Origin of the sequence: Amycolatopsis sp. FBCC-B4732, from assembly GCF_023008405.1 — a bacterium.
Classification (GTDB): Bacteria; Actinomycetota; Actinomycetes; order Mycobacteriales; family Pseudonocardiaceae; genus Amycolatopsis; species Amycolatopsis pretoriensis_A.
In genome coordinates this window covers 8145749-8163276 of sequence record NZ_CP095376.1, presented here as the reverse complement: position 1 = coordinate 8163276, position 17528 = coordinate 8145749, and the positions used below count along the sequence as shown (strand labels likewise).

Here is a 17528-nt window from a genome sequence, read left to right as displayed (position 1 = left end):
ACACTGGAGGTGAGCGAACGTCCGCTCGGGCGAGACGAGGAGAAACAAGGCCTGTGACCGAGAACCAGCACGAGTACAACGCGTCGTCGATCACGGTGCTCGAAGGCCTCGAAGCGGTCCGCAAGCGCCCCGGCATGTACATCGGCTCCACCGGTGAACGCGGGCTGCACCACCTCGTCCAGGAGGTCGTCGACAACTCCGTCGACGAGGCGATGGCCGGGCACGCCACCAAGGTCGAGGTTACCCTCCTCGCCGACGGCGGGGTGCGCGTCGTCGACGACGGCCGCGGCATCCCGGTCGACATGCACCCCAAGGAGAACAAGCCGACCATCGAGGTCGTGCTCACCCAGCTGCACGCGGGCGGCAAGTTCGACAGCGACTCCTACGCGGTGTCCGGCGGCCTGCACGGCGTCGGCATCTCCGTGGTGAACGCGCTGTCGACGAGGCTGCTCGCCGAGGTCAAGTACGGCGGCCGCAGCTGGCGCCAGCTCTACACCGACCAGGTCCCGGGTCCCCTCGAAGACCTCGGCCCGGCGACCGAGACCGGCACCACGATGACGTTCTGGGCCGACGGCGACATCTTCGAGACCACGACGTACAACTTCGAGACGATCTCGCGCCGGCTCCAGGAGATGGCGTTCCTCAACAAGGGGCTGACGCTGTCCCTGCGCGACGAGCGCGTCGCCGACGAGGAGACCGAGGCCGACGCGGAGGGCAAGGTCGCCCGCGTCAAGGAGAAGGTCTACTGCTACCCGGGCGGGCTCGAGGACTTCGTCAAGCACATCAACGGCAGCAAGGACCCGATCCACCCCAGCGTGATCTCCTTCGACGCGAAGGGCACCGGCCTCGAGGTCGAGGTCGCGATGCAGTGGAACACCGGGTTCACGCCGTCGGTCTACACGTTCGCCAACACGATCAACACGCACGAGGGCGGCACCCACGAAGAGGGCTTCCGCGCCGCGCTGACCCGCGTCGTCAACTCCTACGCGCGCGACAAGAAGCTGCTCAAGGAGAAGGACGCCAACCTGACCGGCGACGACGTGCGCGAGGGTCTCGCCGCGATCGTGTCCATCAAGCTTGGCGAGCCGCAGTTCGAGGGCCAGACCAAGACCAAGCTGGGCAACAGCGAGGCCAAGACGTTCGTGCAGCAGCAGTCGAACGAGTGGCTGGCCGACTGGTTCGAGCGCAACCCCACCGAGGCGAAGACGATCATCAACAAGTCGATCTCCTCGGCGCAGGCCCGGATGGCCGCCCGCAAGGCGCGCGACCTGGTCCGCCGCAAGGGCGCGCTCGACATCGGCGGCCTGCCCGGCAAGCTGAAGGACTGCCGCTCCACCAAGCCGGAGGAGTGCGAGCTCTACATCGTCGAGGGTGACTCGGCCGGCGGCTCGGCCAAGGAGGGCCGGGACTCGATGTACCAGGCGATCCTGCCGATCCGCGGCAAGATCATCAACGTCGAGAAGGCCCGCATCGACCGCGTCCTCAAGAACACCGAGGTCCAGTCGCTGATCACCGCGCTGGGCACCGGCATCCACGACGAGTTCGACCTCTCGAAGCTGCGCTACCACAAGATCGTGCTGATGGCCGACGCCGACGTCGACGGCCAGCACATCACCACGCTGCTGCTCACCCTGCTGTTCCGGTTCATGACGCCGCTGATCGAGCACGGCCACGTCTTCCTGTCGCGGCCGCCGCTGTACAAGATCAAGTGGCCGCGGACGGAGCCGGAGTACGCGTACTCCGACCGCGAGCGCGACGCCGTCATCAAGGCGGGTGTCGAGGCCGGCAAGAGGCTGCCGAAGGACGACGCGATCCAGCGCTACAAGGGTCTCGGCGAGATGAACGCCGAAGAGCTGTGGGAGACCACGATGGACCCGGCGAACCGCCTGCTGGGCCGGGTCACCATGGACGACGCCGCACAGGCCGACGACCTCTTCTCGGTCCTGATGGGCGAGGACGTCGAGGCTCGCCGCTCGTTCATCACGCGCAACGCGAAGGACGTGCGCTTCCTGGACGTGTAGGCGTCCTCCCGCTCTCGTCCGCCGCCAGGACCACCCGCACCCGAGAAGGACCCCATGACGGAAACCCTCCCGCCGGCTCCGGAAAACGACCGGATCGAACCGGTCGACATCCAGCAGGAGATGCAGCGCTCCTACATCGACTACGCGATGAGCGTGATCGTGTCGCGCGCGCTGCCCGACGTCCGCGACGGCCTCAAGCCGGTCGCCCGCCGGATCCTGTACTCGATGTTCGACTCCGGCTTCCGGCCGGACCGCGGGTACAACAAGTGCTCCCGCGTCGTCGGCGACGTCATGGGCAACTACCACCCGCACGGTGACTCGGCGATCTACGACGCGCTGGTGCGGCTCGCCCAGCCGTGGTCGCTGCGCTACCCGCTGATCGACGGCCAGGGCAACTTCGGCTCGTCGGGCAACGACCCCGCCGCCGCCATGCGGTACACGGAGTCGCGGCTCGCGCCGCTGGCCATGCAGATGCTGGCCGACATCGAAGAAGACACCGTCGACTTCTCCGACAACTACGACGGCCGCACGCAGGAGCCCGACGTCCTGCCGTCGCGGTTCCCGAACCTGCTGGTCAACGGCGGTTCCGGGATCGCGGTCGGGATGGCGACCAACATCCCGCCGCACAACCTGCGCGAGGTGTCCGAAGGCGTCGTCTGGGCGCTGGAGAACCCCGAGGCGACCGACGACGAGCTGCTCGCCGCGCTGCTGGTCCGCATCAAGGGGCCGGACTTCCCGACCAAGGCGATGATCCTCGGCACGGCCGGCATCGAAGACGCGTACCGCACGGGCCGCGGCTCGATCCGGATGCGCGCGGTCGTCGAGGTCGAGGAAGACGCGAAGGGCCGCACGATCCTGGTCGTGTCGGAGCTGCCGTACCAGGTCAACCCGGACAACCTGGTCGAGAACATCGCGAACCTGGTCCGCGACGGCAAGCTCACCGGCATCTCCGACATCGCCGACGAGTCCAACAGCCGCTCCGGCATGCGGATCGTCGTCACGATCAAGCGGGACGCGGTCGCGAAGGTCGTGCTGAACAACCTGTTCAAGCACACCCAGCTGCAGCAGAACTTCGGCGTCAACATGCTGGCCCTGGTCGACGGCGTGCCGCGCACGCTGCGGATCGACCAGATCATCCGCCACTACGTGAAGCACCAGGTCGAGGTCATCGTCCGGCGGACCCGCTTCCGCCTGAAGAAGGCCGAAGAGCGGGCCCACATCCTGCGCGGGTACGTCAAGGCGCTGGACATGCTCGACGAGGTCATCGCCCTCATCCGGCGGTCGCCCTCGGCGGACGAAGCCCGGCCGGCCCTGATGGAGCTGCTGGACGTCGACGAAATCCAGGCCACCGCGATCCTCGACATGCAGCTGCGGCGCCTCGCCGCACTGGAGCGCCAGCGGATCATCGACCAGCTGGCCGAGATCGAGCTGGAGATCGCGGACCTCAAGGACATCCTCGAGAAGCCGGAGCGCCAGCGCGGGATCATCCGCGACGAGCTGATGGCGATCGTCGAGAAGTACGGCGACGACCGGCGCACGCAGATCGTCGGCTTCGGCGGCGACGTCACCGACGAAGAGCTCATCGCGGTCGAGGACGTCGTCGTCACCATCACCCGCACGGGGTACGCCAAGCGAACGAAAACGGATCTGTACCGCTCGCAGAAGCGCGGCGGCAAGGGCGTGCAGGGCGCGACGCTGAAGCAGGACGACATCGTCCAGCACTTCTTCGTCTGCTCGACGCACGACTGGATCCTGTTCTTCACGAACAAGGGCCGCGTCTACCGGACCAAGACCTACGACCTGCCCGAGGCCAACCGCAACGCGCGCGGCCAGCACGTGGCGAACCTGATGGCGTTCCAGCCGGACGAGCAGATCGCCCAGGTCATCCAGATCAAGAACTACGAGGTGGCGCCGTACCTGGTGCTCGCCACCCAGCGCGGCCTGGTGAAGAAGACCAAGCTCACCGACTTCGACTCGAACCGCTCGGGCGGCCTGATCGCCATCAACCTGCGCGAGGGCGACGAGCTGGTCGGCGCGGTGCTGGCCGCGGCCGAGGACGACCTGCTGCTGGTGTCGGCCGAGGGCCAGTCGATCCGCTTCCACGCGACCGACGAGGCGCTGCGGCCGATGGGACGCCCGACGTCCGGCGTGATGGGGATGCGCTTCAACGACGGCGACGAACTGCTCGGCATCAGCGTCGTCAAGGAAGGCAAGTTCCTGCTGGTCGCGACGGACGGCGGCTACTCCAAGCGCACGCCGATCGAGGACTACCCGGTCCAGGGCCGCGGCGGCAAGGGCGTGCTCACCATCCAGCACGACCGCAAACGTGGCAGGCTGGTGGGTGCGCTCATCGTCGACGCCGAGGACGAGCTCTACGCGATCACCTCGAGCGGCGGCGTGATCCGGACGCCGGCGGGCGACGTGCGCAAGGCAGGACGGCAGACGAAGGGGGTCCGGCTGATGAATCTCGGCGAAGGGACGACTCTTCTCGCCGTCGCACGCAACGCGGACGAGCCCTCGGACGTCGCCAATGGTGACACCCCCGAGGACGCACCGGCGCCGGAAGCGGACGCGCCGGCTTCGGAAGCACCTGACGCGGGTGAGGAAACGACGGCCACGCCGGAGCAGTAAGTTTGCTCTCGACGGCGGCCCCACGGCACGGGTAAGGACTGACTCTTCGTGACACCATCCGAGAATCCCGACGCAGCGGGTTCGAACGGGACTCCGGCGAGCCCGCCCTGGCAGCGGGTCGACAAGGAAGGCGACTCCGAAGCGACGGTCAAGCTGGCCACGGAGGACGCCGCGCTGTACAAGCCGGAGGCACCGGCCGGGGAGACCCAGCCGGTCTCCCCGGAGCAGCGCCCGGTGGTGACCGGAAGCGCCGCCCCCCGCCTCTTCGGCGGCAGCGGCGACACCCCACCGGGCGGCGAGCAGGCGATCCCGTCGGCCTCGAGCCAGCGAGCCCGCCCGAGCGCACTGCGTCGCCCGGGGCGCGGCCCGCGTCGCGCCTCGCTGCAGGTGAAGCGGTTCGACCCGTGGTCGGTCCTCAAGCTGAGCCTGGTCCTCGGCGTGGCGATGTTCTTCGTCTGGCTGGTCGCGGTCGGCGTCCTGTACACGGTCCTCGACGGCATGGGCGTGTGGGACAAGCTGAACGGCACGTACTCGTCCCTGGTCGGCGGCGAAGGCGCGAACGCGTCGTCGGAGCCGCTGATCAGCGCGGGCCGCGTCTTCGGCATCGCCGCCATCCTCGGCGCGATCAACATCGTCCTGGTGTCGGCGCTGGCCACGGTGAGCGCGTTCATCTACAACGTGTCCGCCGACCTGGCCGGCGGCCTCGAAGTCACCCTGTCGGAACGAGAGTGACCCGGTTACAGGACCCCTCCGGGGGTCCTGTAAAGTTCTCCTCGTTCAAGGGCCTATAGCTCAGGTGGTTAGAGCGCTTCGCTGATAACGAAGAGGTCCCAGGTTCAAGTCCTGGTAGGCCCACGCAGGTCAAGCCCGGTTCACCTCTCTGGTGGGCCGGGCTTTTTGCCGCCTGCCTGACTAACTGCCTGACTAACTGGCCCGAACGGCGGGCGGCCTGCCCTGAGCCAGGGCTGTCGCTTCCGAACGCGAACAATGTTCTTTAGCTTCCGACATCTACACGCATCGCTTGTTCGGCCGCGTCATCGTGTCATGGTCGAGTGGGTCACCGAGGGTGATCCTGGGTCGGTGCGGAAGAGCTCGGCGAAACCCGGATATTCGGGTATAGGCCTCGGCCTTGCCAACGTGGGCAAGCCGTATACGACCCAGCGAGGGCTTGAGCCACTGAGCCAGATCAGGTTTGAGGAACCTCATCCAAGGCTCACTTGGGTTTGGCGTTACCGCGCCTCGATGAGACTGCGTGAGACTTGTCCCACGCAGTCAAGGTTGCTTCTAAGAGTTGTGGCTCAGCCTCGTGCGAACGGCCATATGGCAACCTCAAGAGCGTCTTGACCAAGGTTTGCACGATAGCTCGGTCCCGAGGGACTGATTTTCCGTTCAACCAGTCGCTCAGAGATGAGGGAGTGGCAACCCGACCGTATCCGTCCATGGCGCCGCTGATCTCTGCCAGCGTAGGTGAGCCAGCTTGAGTGCGAAGGTGACGTAGCGATTCAGCGAACGCCTGGCGAGAGTCCTCGGCGACATCGGCGCTACTGCCCTCGGGTGCAGCTGCTTCGTGATCTAAGCCGAATTGGGCCGATGTCTGTAATTTTAGGCGATGATTCCGGACGGCATCTGTCCAGTGGCGAAGTACGTCTTGCCTAACCTGCTGCTGGCGGCCTTCGTCTTGGCTGGTGAGCAGGTCGACTACACGGACAACGAGTGCGCGGCTCGGCAGGTTGGGACCGCGAAGGGCCCGGTGGAGTACCTGACGGGAAACGTGCACGTTACGGGCGATTTCCGCGAGAGACGGGTCGCCGTACTCGAGAACGAGGCTTTGCATCTTCGCGAAGAAGGCGTACTGAGGACCCGCCGGCGCGAGCGGTGTTCCGAGAGGCTTCTTCGCCATGATCGATCCCCTCGTGGTCGACGGCGTCAGCACCATGTCCATGCTATGTCACCTAAATGTACCTGCCTTAACTATAGCTCTTACCAGGACTTATGTAGAGGAGTAGAACCGTATCCGTACGGACTATCCGGGCAGCGTCTGCCGGACCCGGTGGCGATGGGCTCGACACTCAAGCCACCAGGGTCAGGCAGACGCCTCACCGAAAGTGGGACAAGATGCACATCTTCCGGCAGATCCAGGATGCCCTAAGCAGGGCTTTCCGCGAAAGAGGGGCTCGGCAAGTGACCCTCACAGTGGCAGCGGCGGTCGCGGGGTTCGTTGTGGGTGCCGTGGTGCCTTCGGACCGTGTTCTGGTCGGGGCTGCAGTCGCCACCCTCTTAGTGATCATCCTGCAGGTGATCTTCACTCTCGCTGAACGAGGCGAGCAGTCGTCGTCCGGAGCCATCCCTAAGCGGAAGCTGCACGACTAAGGGTGACAGCTGGAGTGTATGGAGTGGGGCTGACGGCATCGACGATGCCGTCAGCCCCACTCAACCGCGCCATAGTTCGTTCGGGCTAGCTATATACGCCGAAGATCCTGTCCATCGCTTCGGCGCCGTGCTGGATCACGGGTCGCAACTGGTGTCGATAGACCTTCTCCGTCACGGTAGTGCCGTTGTGGCCCACTAAGCGTGAGATCTTCTCCAGCTCCATACCGCTGTCGGAGAGCAGGGACACAAAGCTGTGCCGCAATTCACGCGGAGTCCACGCTGTCGGTGTCATGCCAGCGTTCTTGAGGACTCGCCGGAACGCTCGGCGGACGTTGGCCGCGTCCAGCTCACGGCCGACCGCGGACGCGAACACCAACCCGTTCTCCTCCCACTTGTCGCCGGCCAGCTTGCGCGCAAACGCTTGCTTCTGCTGGTGCGCCCGCAGAGCGTCCACGCACCGCTTCGGAAGCGCGAGCGAGCGGCGCGACTTCGCCGTCTTTGTGTCGCCGCCTTCGCGCACCGATCGCCACACCATGACGTGCGGAGGGATCGGCGGGTTGAGGTCCGGCCTGCCCTCCAGGTCGGTGTGCGACCAGGTGAGCGCCCGCATCTCCTCGGTCCGGGCTCCCGTCAGCAGGGACACCACGATGTAGGCCCGCATCGAGGTGAACTCGGCGGCTGCAAGGACCGCCTCGGCCTGCTCGAACGTCAGTGACTTCGACGGCCGGCCCGCACGCCCCTCCGGGACCCCGCAGAGGAGTGCGACGTTGCGCTTGATCTTCTCCCGCTTCTGCGCCCTGGCCAGCGACCGCCGGAGCAGCGACAACAGCTCTTGCAGCGTCCGCGTCGACACGACCTTTGCCCGCCCAGCAAGCCAGGTATCGACCTCATCCGCAGTCAGCTCGCGGGCGTTGCGGCGCCCGAGGAGCGGAATGATGTGCGTGTCGGCGAGAATTGTCAGCTTCTCCACAGTCGAGGCCGATCGCCGGGGCAGACCGTGCGTGAGGAAGTCTCGCACTGCCTCGGCCACCGTGAAAGACCGGTCCTCCGGGGGCAATCCGTCCTCGTGCTCGCGGAGCATCTCCTTGAGCTTGGCTTTCGCCTCGGTCTTCGTCTTGCCATAAGCGGAGCGGACCTTCCGCTTTCCGGTTGGCGTGTAGCCGATCGTGATCTCCGCGATCCAGCGCTGACGGCTCTCCGACCAGCGGATGCCGCCGTCTCCGCGGCTACGCCGTTTCGTCATAGCTGACCCCCGCTTCGTTCATGAGCAACTGGACGTATTCCTGGATGGCGACGGCCGGCACCAGCCTGGCGCGTCCCTGCTTGACCGAGCGCAGGCGGCCTGAGCGCAGCTGCTCGTAGATGACCGAGCGACTCATCGAGAGCAGCCGCATCGCTTCGGTGATCCGGTAGAGGTGCCTTTCAGGCACTGCGACCGGCATGGGTGGGGTGTTCATCGCTCCCCCTCGGTGGCGTGGTTGGGCTTGGCGGGCGCGACGTCCGCGACCTCCGCGACCGGGCTGGTCAGCACGGGTGCGAGCGGCTGTTGGGTGCCGCGACCTTCCGCGACCCCGGTTGCGGAGGTCGCGGCCGAGTTCGGCGGCTCCGCGGTTGCCGAGGTGGCGTTGACCTGCGGGGTTGCGCTGGTCGCGGAGGTCGCGTCCGTTTCGGGCGGTGGGAGGTAGCGGCTCCAGGCGTCGGCGAGGCCGCCGTCGCCGTCGATGCGGTAGCCCTTGAGCGTCTTGCCGCTGACCTTCAGGTCCTTCGGTCGGACCAGGTACCGGTCCAGTTCTTTCGCCAGGCGGCGGCTGTCGAGCGGTTTGCCCTGGAGGTCGGTCCACGGCCCGTCTTCGATGGCATGTAGCTCGCGGATCAGCTCGGCCGTGACCATCCGGTCGGCCTTCTGCTCGGTGAAGATCTGCCGGATGTCGGCCAGCAGTCGAACCCCCGTCGAGGCGGGCTGCGCGGTGGCTTCGATCACGAAGTGATGGCAAGCCCTGCGTGCTGTTTGCGGCCAGTGCCCGCCGGCCGCGTCCGCGATGGCGAGCAGCGGACGCCAAATCTCCGCCGCGCGGTCGCGTACACCTTCCGGCCGGTCCGGCCGGGCGCGGCTGACCTCGTCACCGACTCGGCTGATCCACGCTTCCAGCTCGGTGCGCACGGGAGCTGCCTCCCGCTCGACGTCTTCCTCGATGAACTCCTCTACGGCCTCGTCGAAGCGTCGTTTCCGCATGTGCACGGTGATCGCCCGGGTGGTGATCGTGTCCGGCATTCCGCCGGCGATCCCGGCGAGCGCGACCGGCGCATAGACCGGGAACCGCGTGACGTTCATGCTCTTGGCGTCGCCGACGCACCGCGTCACCGTGGCCGACCGCTTGTAGCCCGCGTTCAGCAAGGCGCGGAGGTCCTCGTTGTTCCCTCCCGTTTTCGGGTTGAAGACTGCGTCGATCTCGTCGAACAGCAGCGTCATCGGGCCGTCGGCGAGCATGCGGAAGATCGCTGCCGGCGTGATGCTGATGGTCATCTCGGGCTTGGCGACGAGGTACTGCGCGACCTCCAGCACGCGCGTCTTGCCGCTCCCCGGTTCCGCCGAGTCGAGGATCAGGCGCGGGGTGACGTAGAGCCGCTCGGCCACGTGGGTATGGGCGTACCAGAGGGCGAGCGTCGGCGCGGCGTGCTCGTTGGCGAAGGCGGAGAACCGCGACACGAATGTCACGACCGCGTCGAGCACCTCGTGACCAGGCTTCGCGAAGGCCTCGGCCGGCGCTGGTCCGAGCCAGGTGAGCGGCGTGACCGGCGCGGCCTCCGGCAGCTCGCTCGGGTGGGCGCCGCCGTCTTCCGCTGGCTTGGCCGCGATGTGGCGGCCGCGCCAGACGCGCTGGCAGTTCTCCGAGCAGAAGTCACCGGACGGCGAGTCACCGTGCGGCCGGCCGCACTGCTGGCAGTTCGGTGCCGGCTCGTCGGAGATTACGGAGTCGATCACGGACAAGGCGTCATCGAATCCGGACATCAGGCGGCCACCTCCAGGCGGGCGGTCGGTTCGTCGTCGCCTCCGGCTTCGCGGTAGCGCTGCCATAAGTCGTCAAGGCGCTCGGTGTCGTCGAGTTGGTAGCGGAGGACGTCGGTCGGTGAGTCGTCTTCGACCGTCTGCATCAGGCGGGCCGCGTGCTCCCGGACGGCGCGGCGGTAGGCGTTCTTGAGCACGACGGCTTTCAGCCAGGCGCCGTAGTACGGCGGCGGCAGGATCGGGCCGTCGGTGTAGGTCTCGACGATCCACAGGCCGAGGCTGTGCAGGCGCTGTGCGCCGCCGGACCGCGGTTCGGTCGCTGTCCGCTCGCGGGCGTGGTCCATCACGGCCATGGGTGTCGGTGCGTGACCGGCGCCGGTCAGCTCGATGACCAGCTGAAGAACGCGGGCGGCGATCGGCGAGCCGAAGTCGTCGGCGCGCATGCCGGCGAGCAGCCGGCGGGCCCCTGTCAGCCGGACCTGCATCACGCAGCCCAGGAACTGACGCTCGGGGTCGAGCAATGTGGTCTTCATGGGGTGGCCTTTCGGTTGAGCTGCGCGTCAGCGGTTGTTGTCGCGGCGGTCGCGGTCACGGAGATCGCGGTACGACCGGCGGGCGCGGAGGCAGGAGTTGTAGGCGCGGCGGCCGGCGCGGAGCGTGCGACCGGTGCCGTCGCACCGGCGGCAGAGCCGGATCGCGCGGAGCAGTGGCGAGCGGAAATTGCCGAAGCCCCGGCAGGAGCGGCACGGCTTGTAGGGGTAGACCGCGCACGACCATAAGTAGCCGAGAGTGACGATTGTGAGAACGAGCAGGAGCAGGACGGTCGGGTTGCTGAGGGGGTTCAACGGAGCCTCCGGGGCTGTTTTTGGCCGCACTCGGCCCGCGCCTCTAGGTGCTAGGGCGCTGATCAGCGGTGTTGTGGTGGTCTAGGGAGGGCTCTAGGTCTAGAGGGACGAGGCTCTAGACCTAGAGCCCTGCGCGAGCTAGCCGCTCTTGCGGTTCCGGTCACGCTCGGTCAATGCGTCGGCGATCCATTCGCGCTTGACGCCCATCCGGTTGGCGCCCTTGCCGGTGTCGGCGTCGTTGCCCCACACCTGCTTGGTGGTGATCCCGAGCGGCTTCAACGCGGTGGAGAGCTGGGTTGCCTTCGCCGCGCCGGTCGGTAGCTCGGCCCACGGGCCGTAGACCGCCGGCCGCAGCTCGGCGAGCCGGTCGACGATGCGTTCCGACCACGCCTTCTCGGCGTCGCCGATCGCGGTCAGCACGTCGGCGAGCAGGGTGCTCGTGTCCTCGTCCTCTTCGGGCGTGAGGTCGAGGCCAGCGGCGTAGCCAGTCAGCCGTCCGGCCGCCAGCCGCGCGGTTCGTGCGCGGGCCGCGAGTTTCTCCGCGTCCGGGCCGTCGATGTACACGCCGCGGGTGATGCGCGGCTCGTCGCCCTCGCCGGCCAGGTAACCGATGCCCTTGTCCCGAAAGGACAACGTCGTGGCCCGGATGCCGTTGCGGTACGACGAGGTCCCGAGGACCATGTCGTTGGCCTGCTGGCCGGTGACCTTGAGGCAGAACCGCATCACCGCGTTGTCGCTGATCGCCGTCGGGATGCTCTTCGCGTCCGGCCGCTGCGTCGCCAGGATGATCACGATGCCCAGCGCCGGGCCGCGCTTCACGAGGTCGGTGCAGACCTCCTCGATCTCCGCGCCGTACTCCGGGTGCTCGAACCACTTCTGGCACTCGTCGACGCCGATCACGATCGGGTGCAGGCCGAGGGACTTCTTGTCGGCCAGCTCCGGCGTGACCTTGTTCTCCGGGCACAGGTCCTTCGGCAGCTCCCGGATCACCTTTGCGCGCCGCCGCAGCTCACCGGCGAGCGCGCGCAGGTCGGTGACGGCATATGCGATGTCCTCCGGCTCGTCGCCAGCGCGGTACCGGTGCGACACCGGCGCCAGCGGCGAGAGGTCGCCGGTTCCCTTGAGGTCGAACGAGTGCAGCTCGGCCCGCGGGTCCAGCGCGGCGATCAGCAGCAGCTCTCGCAGCGTGAACGTCTTGCCCATCCGCGGGATCGCGCCGATGACCATCGAGATGAACATCAGCGTGATGTCCACCCACCGGCCGCGCTGGTCGGTGCCGAACGGCTGCGGCTTGAACAAGTCCACGGTGCCGGGCTTCCGCAGCGGCCAAGCTGCCTGCCGCGACTTGGACAGGTCCTGGTCACCGACCCACAGGACCATCCGCCCGGGGTGAACCTCGGCGTTGCCCTCCGGCCAAACGCAGCCGAGGGGACGGCCGAGGCCGGACGCGAGTTTCGCACGCCGCTCGACCACTTCGGAGACCGTGACACCTGGCGGAAGGTCGACGTCCGCGCGCCAACCAGGGCCGTCGCGGGTGATTGGCGCCGTGAACCCGATCGCGTTCGGGTTCTTGGTGAGGGCCTGGTTGATGCCCGCGATGCCGAGCACCGACAGCGCCTGAACGACGTTGTCACTGGTGAGCTTTTGGACCTGCGTGGACAGGACGGCGCGAGACGACACCACCGGGTTGTCTCGGGTGGACCCGAGCTTTCCGAGCAGGCCAACTGCGATGGCGCCGCAGGCCCAGATCACCCACTCCGGCAGGACGTTTGGCAGCGTGAACACCAGAACCAGGCCGACCGTCGACACGAGACCGAGCTGAATCAGCCGGAGTACGACTCGCCGATCCCGCTGCTGTGACAGCTTCAGGTAGACATCGGCCTTGTCGGCCGTGGCCGTCTCCGAGCGGGCCGGGCGCCCCTCAGCGTCGGTCACGTATCGGCTAGTCGCCGCGAGCAGTAGGAAAAGGCCGCGAGGGGAGCGCACCGCGAGCCGGAGCGCGTAGAGCGGTGACCGGGCCGCGTGGTAGCCGGCCTTGTGCGCGTAGTGCTTCCCCACCCACTTCGCGGCGTCCTTCGCGTCGGCTGTCGACTTGAGGTAGCTGGGGATGATCGCCTGGCGGTTCTGCGAGCGGAGGCGGTCCAGCCACGACGAGCCGTCCGTGACCGGGCGGTCCACCGGGGCGGCCGGCGACTGCTCCGCGGCCTCGTCGCCGGGCTCGGCGTCGATGACGAACGGGTCGGCCTCGGCGGGAGCCGTGCTGGGGAACGCGATCACGCGGCCGCCGTGCGGTTCGTTGGTGGTGCTCATCAGTCGTTCACCCCCTGGTCGGTGGTGTCGCGTACGAGGTGTGCGAGGGCAGCGCCACAGCCGAGGACGACCACCGGCAGGCAGGAGACGAGCGTGGTCACCGGCCAGGGAGCGCGTTCGACGTCCGCCGCGGACATCAGGTGATAGGCGACCTGGCCGACCATCCCGAGGACGAGCGAGCCCAGGGCGGACCACTTCGCGAAGCTGCGAACTCGGTGGGTCCGGGTCGCCGGGGACAGCCAGACCCGCAGGGCGAACGCCGCGTAGGTCTCGACCCCGATCGGGAGCGTGATCGCCGAGTTGATCGTCAGGTGGTCCCAGATCCCCGGCAGGAGCTGGATCGGGCCGAACCCGGTCAGCCTGCCGAGACCGACCCAGCCGCTCCAGACGGCGACGAACGCCGGCAGGGCCAGGAGGAGCACCGGCCACAGCTTGATCCGCCGCACCTTCTCCGGCGTCGCGCCCGGGTCTGCGGTGACGTTGACCTGCGACTCTGCCTCATCGGAAACCGGTTCGTCGGTGATCTGGGACTCTGGATCGGGGTCCTCGACCTCGGTGGGTTCCGTCACCGCGTGCAGCTTCCGCACGGGCTTGGTGTCGGTCTCCTCGTTCAGCGCGGCGAGGATGGCGCGGGCTTTCGGCGCACCCACCTTGAACTCGGTCATGATCCGGTTCCGGGAGGGGCACTCGCCCAGGTCCGCGGCGAACTCGCGGACACGGGGCAGCAGGTCGGTGACCGAAGGCGGGTACGCGCTTCGGGTGTTCGTGGGCGTGTCGAGCCCTACCATGGGTGTTCTCCTGACTGGCTTGGAAGTGGTTGGGAGAAGCCCGGTCCGGCGGGTGGTTCTTGGCGGTTCCGTGCGCCGGGCCGGGGCGGCTTCAAGCGGCCGCGCCGGGGCTGTCCGACCGGCCCCGGAGGGCCGAGTTGACGGTCTGACGACAGATGCGCCGGACGTGTCGATGCGTCGCGGCTCGGTCCGTGCTCGGCGCCAGGCTGGTGCTCGCCGTTTCCTGGTCGTGAGCCGTCACGAAGTACTCGGCGATCATCGCGTCGATGTCCGACTCGGTCAGTCCGTCCGGCGCGTAGCTGGGCAAAGGGATGAGGTCATCCATTGGTGTGAACTCCAACGACTTGTAGGTCTCCCGCTCGGGAGCGGCCGGTGTCGGCCGGAACCCAACGTAAGTCCTGTCTATTAACTCTGTCAACTGACATGGGAGAACTGACTTAGCCAACTGACTTGGCCTACGCTGGTGGTATGGCATCCCTGAACCCGGACGACCCGCGTGCGCCGTTCTTGCAAGTAGCCGGCGGCCTCCGGGCCGCGATCCTGTCGGGGGAGTACGCCCCCGGGGCGCAGCTGCCGACCTACCAGGAACTGGCCGATTCCTGGGGGGTGGCGGTGAACACGGCCAAGAGCGCCGTTGCCCACCTCAGGGAAGAGGGCCTGGTGGTGATCCGGCACGGCAAGGGCTCGTTCGTGCGCACTCAGCCGGTCGAAGGTGACTCCGCGGCTCGCCCCGAGGCCTCGGGAGATGAGCGGGTCTGGCAGGCCATTGCCGAGATCAGGAAGCGTCTCGGCGAGATCGAGCGGAAGCTGGGGAAGAACTAGCCGAACAGGGCGCGGAGGAACTGCACGACGCCGTCGATCACCGCGCCGATGCCGTGCGCGGCTCCGCTGGCCCACGTCGCCGAGTCGGCCGGGTACTTGACGATCAGCACGACGATCGCGAGTCCGATGACCAGACTGATCGCCTTGCCGACCAAGCCGCCCCCGCTCTTCATAACCGGGAAGTTGTTCTTCGCCATCACGGTCTCCTTTCGTTCCGCGACGGGCCTGGAGGCCGGTCCGGATCGGGGTTTTCGATCCGGCGTTGTCGCTGATGAACTCAGGAAACCGCGCAGGGGTGGGGGTGCAGCAGTGTGCACGCGGGGGTGCATTTCTGCACGTGGGGGGTGCACGGGGGGTGCTTTAATGACCTTCGGAGGTACCGGTGGTCGACAAGGGGAAGCAGCCGAACGCACTTCTAGCTGCGGTTATGCGACAGGCGGGGGCGACTAACAAGGGCTTCGCTCGCCGTGTGCGCGAGCGCAGCCTGAGAGACGGCGGCGAGCTTGTCAGCGCGGACCACGTGTCGGTCAAGCGCTGGCTCGACGGTACGAAGCCGCACCCGCGCACCTGCCAGCTGATCGCCGGCGTTCTCGGCGAGCTGCTCGGCCGGCCCGTGGGACTGGAAGAGATCGGCTTTGGCGGAGCAGCCGAGACCACCTCGGACGATGTCGGTCTGGAGTACCCGGAGGAGATCGCGCACAGCCTGGTCGCGCTGGGCGCAATCACCGAACTCGAGCTGCGGACGCCGAAGCGGGTCGGTCCACTGGCCGTCGTACCGGAGGCATGGAGCGGCCTGCTCGTCCGGTGGCTGACCGACTCCGACGACGAAGGATCGCGGCCGCCGTCCGAGCCGCGCTCGATCACTCTCGTGGACGTCGAGGCGGTTCGCGAGGCAACCGCGATGTTCAGCAGCTTCGACTACAAGTACGGCGGTGGCCGGCCGAAGTCGCTCGTCGCCTCGTTCCTTGACCAGGAGATCTTGCCGAACATCAAGCACGTGTCCCCGCAAGACCCAGTCGGCAGGGAGTACTTCCGGGAGGTCGCTGCCCTGACGCGGCTCGCCGGCTGGACGGCCTACGACACGGGCGCGCACGGACTCGCTCAGCGGTACCTGACACAGGCGTTCCGCCTGGCGAAGGCGGCCGGCGACAAGCCGCTGTGCGGCCGAATCCTCGCAGGCATGTCGCACCAGGCGAACTTCCTCGGGCACTTCCAACGCGCCGTCGACCTGGCACGAGCCGCATACAAAGGCGCCAACGGCTACGCCACGCCGACGACGATGGCGCTCTTCCACGCGATGGAAGCAAGGGCTCTGGCGTCGCTCGGCCGGCACGAGGACGTCACGGCTGCTTTGCTGACGGCCGAGCGCTGGCACGGCCAGGGCATTCGGGCGAACGACCCCGAGTGGATCCACTATTTCGACGAAGCTGAACTGCACGCCGAATTCGCGCACTGCTTCCGCGACATCGGGAACGCCGAGCTGGCAAACCATCACGCCGCCGCGTCCATCGCAGTCTCGGCGTCCACCTACGTCAGGAGCCTCTCGTTCTGCCGGACGGTGCTGGCCACGGCGCACCTCCAAGGCGGGAACCTCGAAGAGGCGTTGGACGTGGCCAGGTCTGTCGTCGAGACCGCGGCCAAGCTGAAGTCCTTCCGTGTTCTCTCGTACCTCGACGACTTCCGCGGACGGCTCGGTGGGCACGCTGGCGACCCGCTAGTGAAGGAGTTCCTCGACTTCGCAAGCATCCACCTGCCGTCAGAAAACCTTCCAGTGGCGGGGCGCCTGATCGTTGCGTAAGTCGGAGATTCGCTTCTCCACCTCGGCCTTGACTTCGGCGGACTCGTCGACGGTCTGCGAGAGCCACATGGTCATGTTCAGCTCGCGGGTAGCCCTGACGACGGGGAACCCGTCCCAGCTGATCGGGTCGAACCCGTACGCCTCGGTGTACGAGTCGTACTCGGCCTCGGAAGCCCAGCCGAACGCCTGGTGACGGACCGAAAGCACGGCCGCGTCCCACTCTCGTGGCCCGTAGGCGAAGTCCTCGAAGTCGATCAGGTTTAGCGTCCCGTCCGGGGCGCGCATGACGTTCCCCGGGTGCGCGTCGCCGTGTACGGGGCCGTCGGGAAGCGGGAACTCAAGATCTTGGAACTTCTCGGAGAGTTCCTCGTACCGCTCGCGCAGGAAGTCAAGGTCGGCCTCGGGGAGCTTGCCCTTCAGGGCTTGCAGGCGCGGTTCAACTTTTGGCATCGGGGAGAACGGCGGCAGACGAAAGTCCGTCGGATGGGGGAGTGCGTGCAGGTCGTGGAGCAACTTCCCGAACTCCGCCGGCCTGATCGGGGTGTCGTCCTCTTCGAGGCAGTTCCAGAACGTGACGGGTAGCCCGTCTTCGATGAACGGCTGTTCAGCGCCGCGTAGCGATGTGGCGGCTGGGAACGAGTTTTCCGCGAGCCAACCGGCGACGAGCACCTCTTTCGTTGCCGCGGGGATCGAGCGTCCGACGCGGACCACAGCCGAGCCATCCGCTAGGCGGAAGATGGCGTTCTCCCCGAATCGAACCCGCTTCGCACCGGCCGCGTCGAGCCCGGCGAAAGCACACGCTGACTCGAAGACGGCTTGTGTCCGCTCTGACGTGAAGGCCTTCGTCGTGGTCATCAGACTCCTCTATCGGTGCCTTGCTCAGGCTAGAGCGTGGGGTTGAGTGCCGGCACGGTGAATGTGGTGGTGAGGCCCGGT

Annotated in this window: 15 protein-coding genes and 1 tRNA gene; 6 read left to right on the top strand and 10 right to left on the bottom strand. The window is 67.3% G+C overall.

Annotated elements, in window-relative coordinates; translation table 11 throughout:
* Positions 1-53 precede the first annotated feature (53 nt).
* The 4 genes from gyrB (at position 54) to MUY14_RS36670 (ending at position 5507) form a co-directional block, all read left to right on the top strand.
* Positions 54-2021: a DNA topoisomerase (ATP-hydrolyzing) subunit B gene (gene gyrB, locus MUY14_RS36685; RefSeq protein ID WP_247016263.1), complete on the top strand. Its 1968-nt coding sequence runs from the start codon at positions 54-56 to the stop codon at positions 2019-2021.
* A 54-nt stretch (positions 2022-2075) separates the two neighbouring features.
* Positions 2076-4652, top strand: coding sequence for a DNA gyrase subunit A (gene gyrA / locus MUY14_RS36680; RefSeq protein WP_247016261.1), 2577 nt, complete (start codon positions 2076-2078; stop codon positions 4650-4652).
* Positions 4653-4700: 48 nt separating this feature from the next.
* Positions 4701-5384, top strand: a complete 684-nt coding sequence (locus MUY14_RS36675; protein WP_247016259.1) for a DUF3566 domain-containing protein — start codon at positions 4701-4703, stop codon at positions 5382-5384.
* Between the two features lie 49 nt (positions 5385-5433).
* Positions 5434-5507, top strand: a tRNA-Ile gene (locus MUY14_RS36670).
* A 1600-nt stretch (positions 5508-7107) separates the two neighbouring features.
* On the opposite strand, the gene xerC is transcribed toward MUY14_RS36670, so the two are convergent.
* The 8 genes from xerC to MUY14_RS36630 all read right to left on the bottom strand — a co-directional run bounded on the left by xerC (position 7108) and on the right by MUY14_RS36630 (position 14297).
* A complete protein-coding gene (xerC, locus tag MUY14_RS36665) occupies positions 7108-8265 on the bottom strand; it encodes a tyrosine recombinase XerC (protein ID WP_247016257.1) in 1158 nt (385 codons plus the stop codon).
* Complete coding sequence (locus MUY14_RS36660; protein WP_247016254.1) at positions 8249-8479, bottom strand: helix-turn-helix domain-containing protein; 231 nt, start codon at positions 8477-8479, stop codon at positions 8249-8251. The genes xerC and MUY14_RS36660 overlap by 17 nt, the downstream gene beginning before the upstream one ends.
* Positions 8476-10032 carry a DUF3631 domain-containing protein gene (locus tag MUY14_RS36655; RefSeq protein ID WP_247016252.1) on the bottom strand — a complete coding sequence of 519 codons (1557 nt, stop codon included), beginning with the start codon at positions 10030-10032 and terminating at the stop codon, positions 8476-8478. The genes MUY14_RS36660 and MUY14_RS36655 overlap by 4 nt, the downstream gene beginning before the upstream one ends.
* Positions 10032-10562, bottom strand: coding sequence for a hypothetical protein (locus MUY14_RS36650; RefSeq protein ID WP_247016250.1), 531 nt, complete (start codon positions 10560-10562; stop codon positions 10032-10034). Before MUY14_RS36650 ends, MUY14_RS36655 begins: the two co-directional genes overlap by 1 nt.
* Positions 10563-10589: 27 nt before the next feature.
* Positions 10590-10874 carry a hypothetical protein gene (locus MUY14_RS36645; protein WP_247016249.1) on the bottom strand — a complete coding sequence of 95 codons (285 nt, stop codon included), beginning with the start codon at positions 10872-10874 and terminating at the stop codon, positions 10590-10592.
* Between the two features lie 138 nt (positions 10875-11012).
* Entirely contained in the window at positions 11013-13184 is a 2172-nt protein-coding gene (locus MUY14_RS36640) for a cell division protein FtsK (protein WP_247016247.1), read from the bottom strand.
* Complete coding sequence (locus tag MUY14_RS36635; RefSeq protein WP_247016245.1) at positions 13184-13972, bottom strand: ABC transporter permease; 789 nt, start codon at positions 13970-13972, stop codon at positions 13184-13186. The genes MUY14_RS36640 and MUY14_RS36635 overlap by 1 nt, the downstream gene beginning before the upstream one ends.
* Before the next feature lie 91 nt (positions 13973-14063).
* Positions 14064-14297 (bottom strand): hypothetical protein, encoded by a 234-nt coding sequence (locus tag MUY14_RS36630; RefSeq protein ID WP_247016243.1) that lies wholly within the window; start codon positions 14295-14297, stop codon positions 14064-14066.
* Positions 14298-14440: 143 nt separating this feature from the next.
* Here MUY14_RS36630 and MUY14_RS36625 point away from each other — a divergent pair, with 143 nt between their 5' ends.
* A complete protein-coding gene (locus tag MUY14_RS36625) occupies positions 14441-14794 on the top strand; it encodes a GntR family transcriptional regulator (RefSeq protein ID WP_247016242.1) in 354 nt (117 codons plus the stop codon).
* Here the strand turns inward: MUY14_RS36625 and MUY14_RS36620 are convergent.
* Positions 14791-14991 carry a hypothetical protein gene (locus tag MUY14_RS36620; protein WP_247016240.1) on the bottom strand — a complete coding sequence of 67 codons (201 nt, stop codon included), beginning with the start codon at positions 14989-14991 and terminating at the stop codon, positions 14791-14793. The two genes, MUY14_RS36625 and MUY14_RS36620, sit on opposite strands and share 4 nt — an antisense overlap.
* 272 nt (positions 14992-15263) lie before the next feature.
* Between MUY14_RS36620 and MUY14_RS36615 the strand changes: the two genes are divergently transcribed.
* The gene (locus tag MUY14_RS36615) at positions 15264-16592 is read left to right on the top strand and encodes a hypothetical protein (RefSeq protein WP_247016238.1); all 1329 of its coding nucleotides are present in this window, start codon (positions 15264-15266) and stop codon (positions 16590-16592) included.
* On the opposite strand, the gene MUY14_RS36610 is transcribed toward MUY14_RS36615, so the two are convergent.
* Positions 16551-17447 (bottom strand): phosphotransferase family protein, encoded by an 897-nt coding sequence (locus tag MUY14_RS36610; protein WP_247016236.1) that lies wholly within the window; start codon positions 17445-17447, stop codon positions 16551-16553. The genes MUY14_RS36615 and MUY14_RS36610 overlap by 42 nt on opposite strands.
* Positions 17448-17528: the final 81 nt, after the last annotated feature.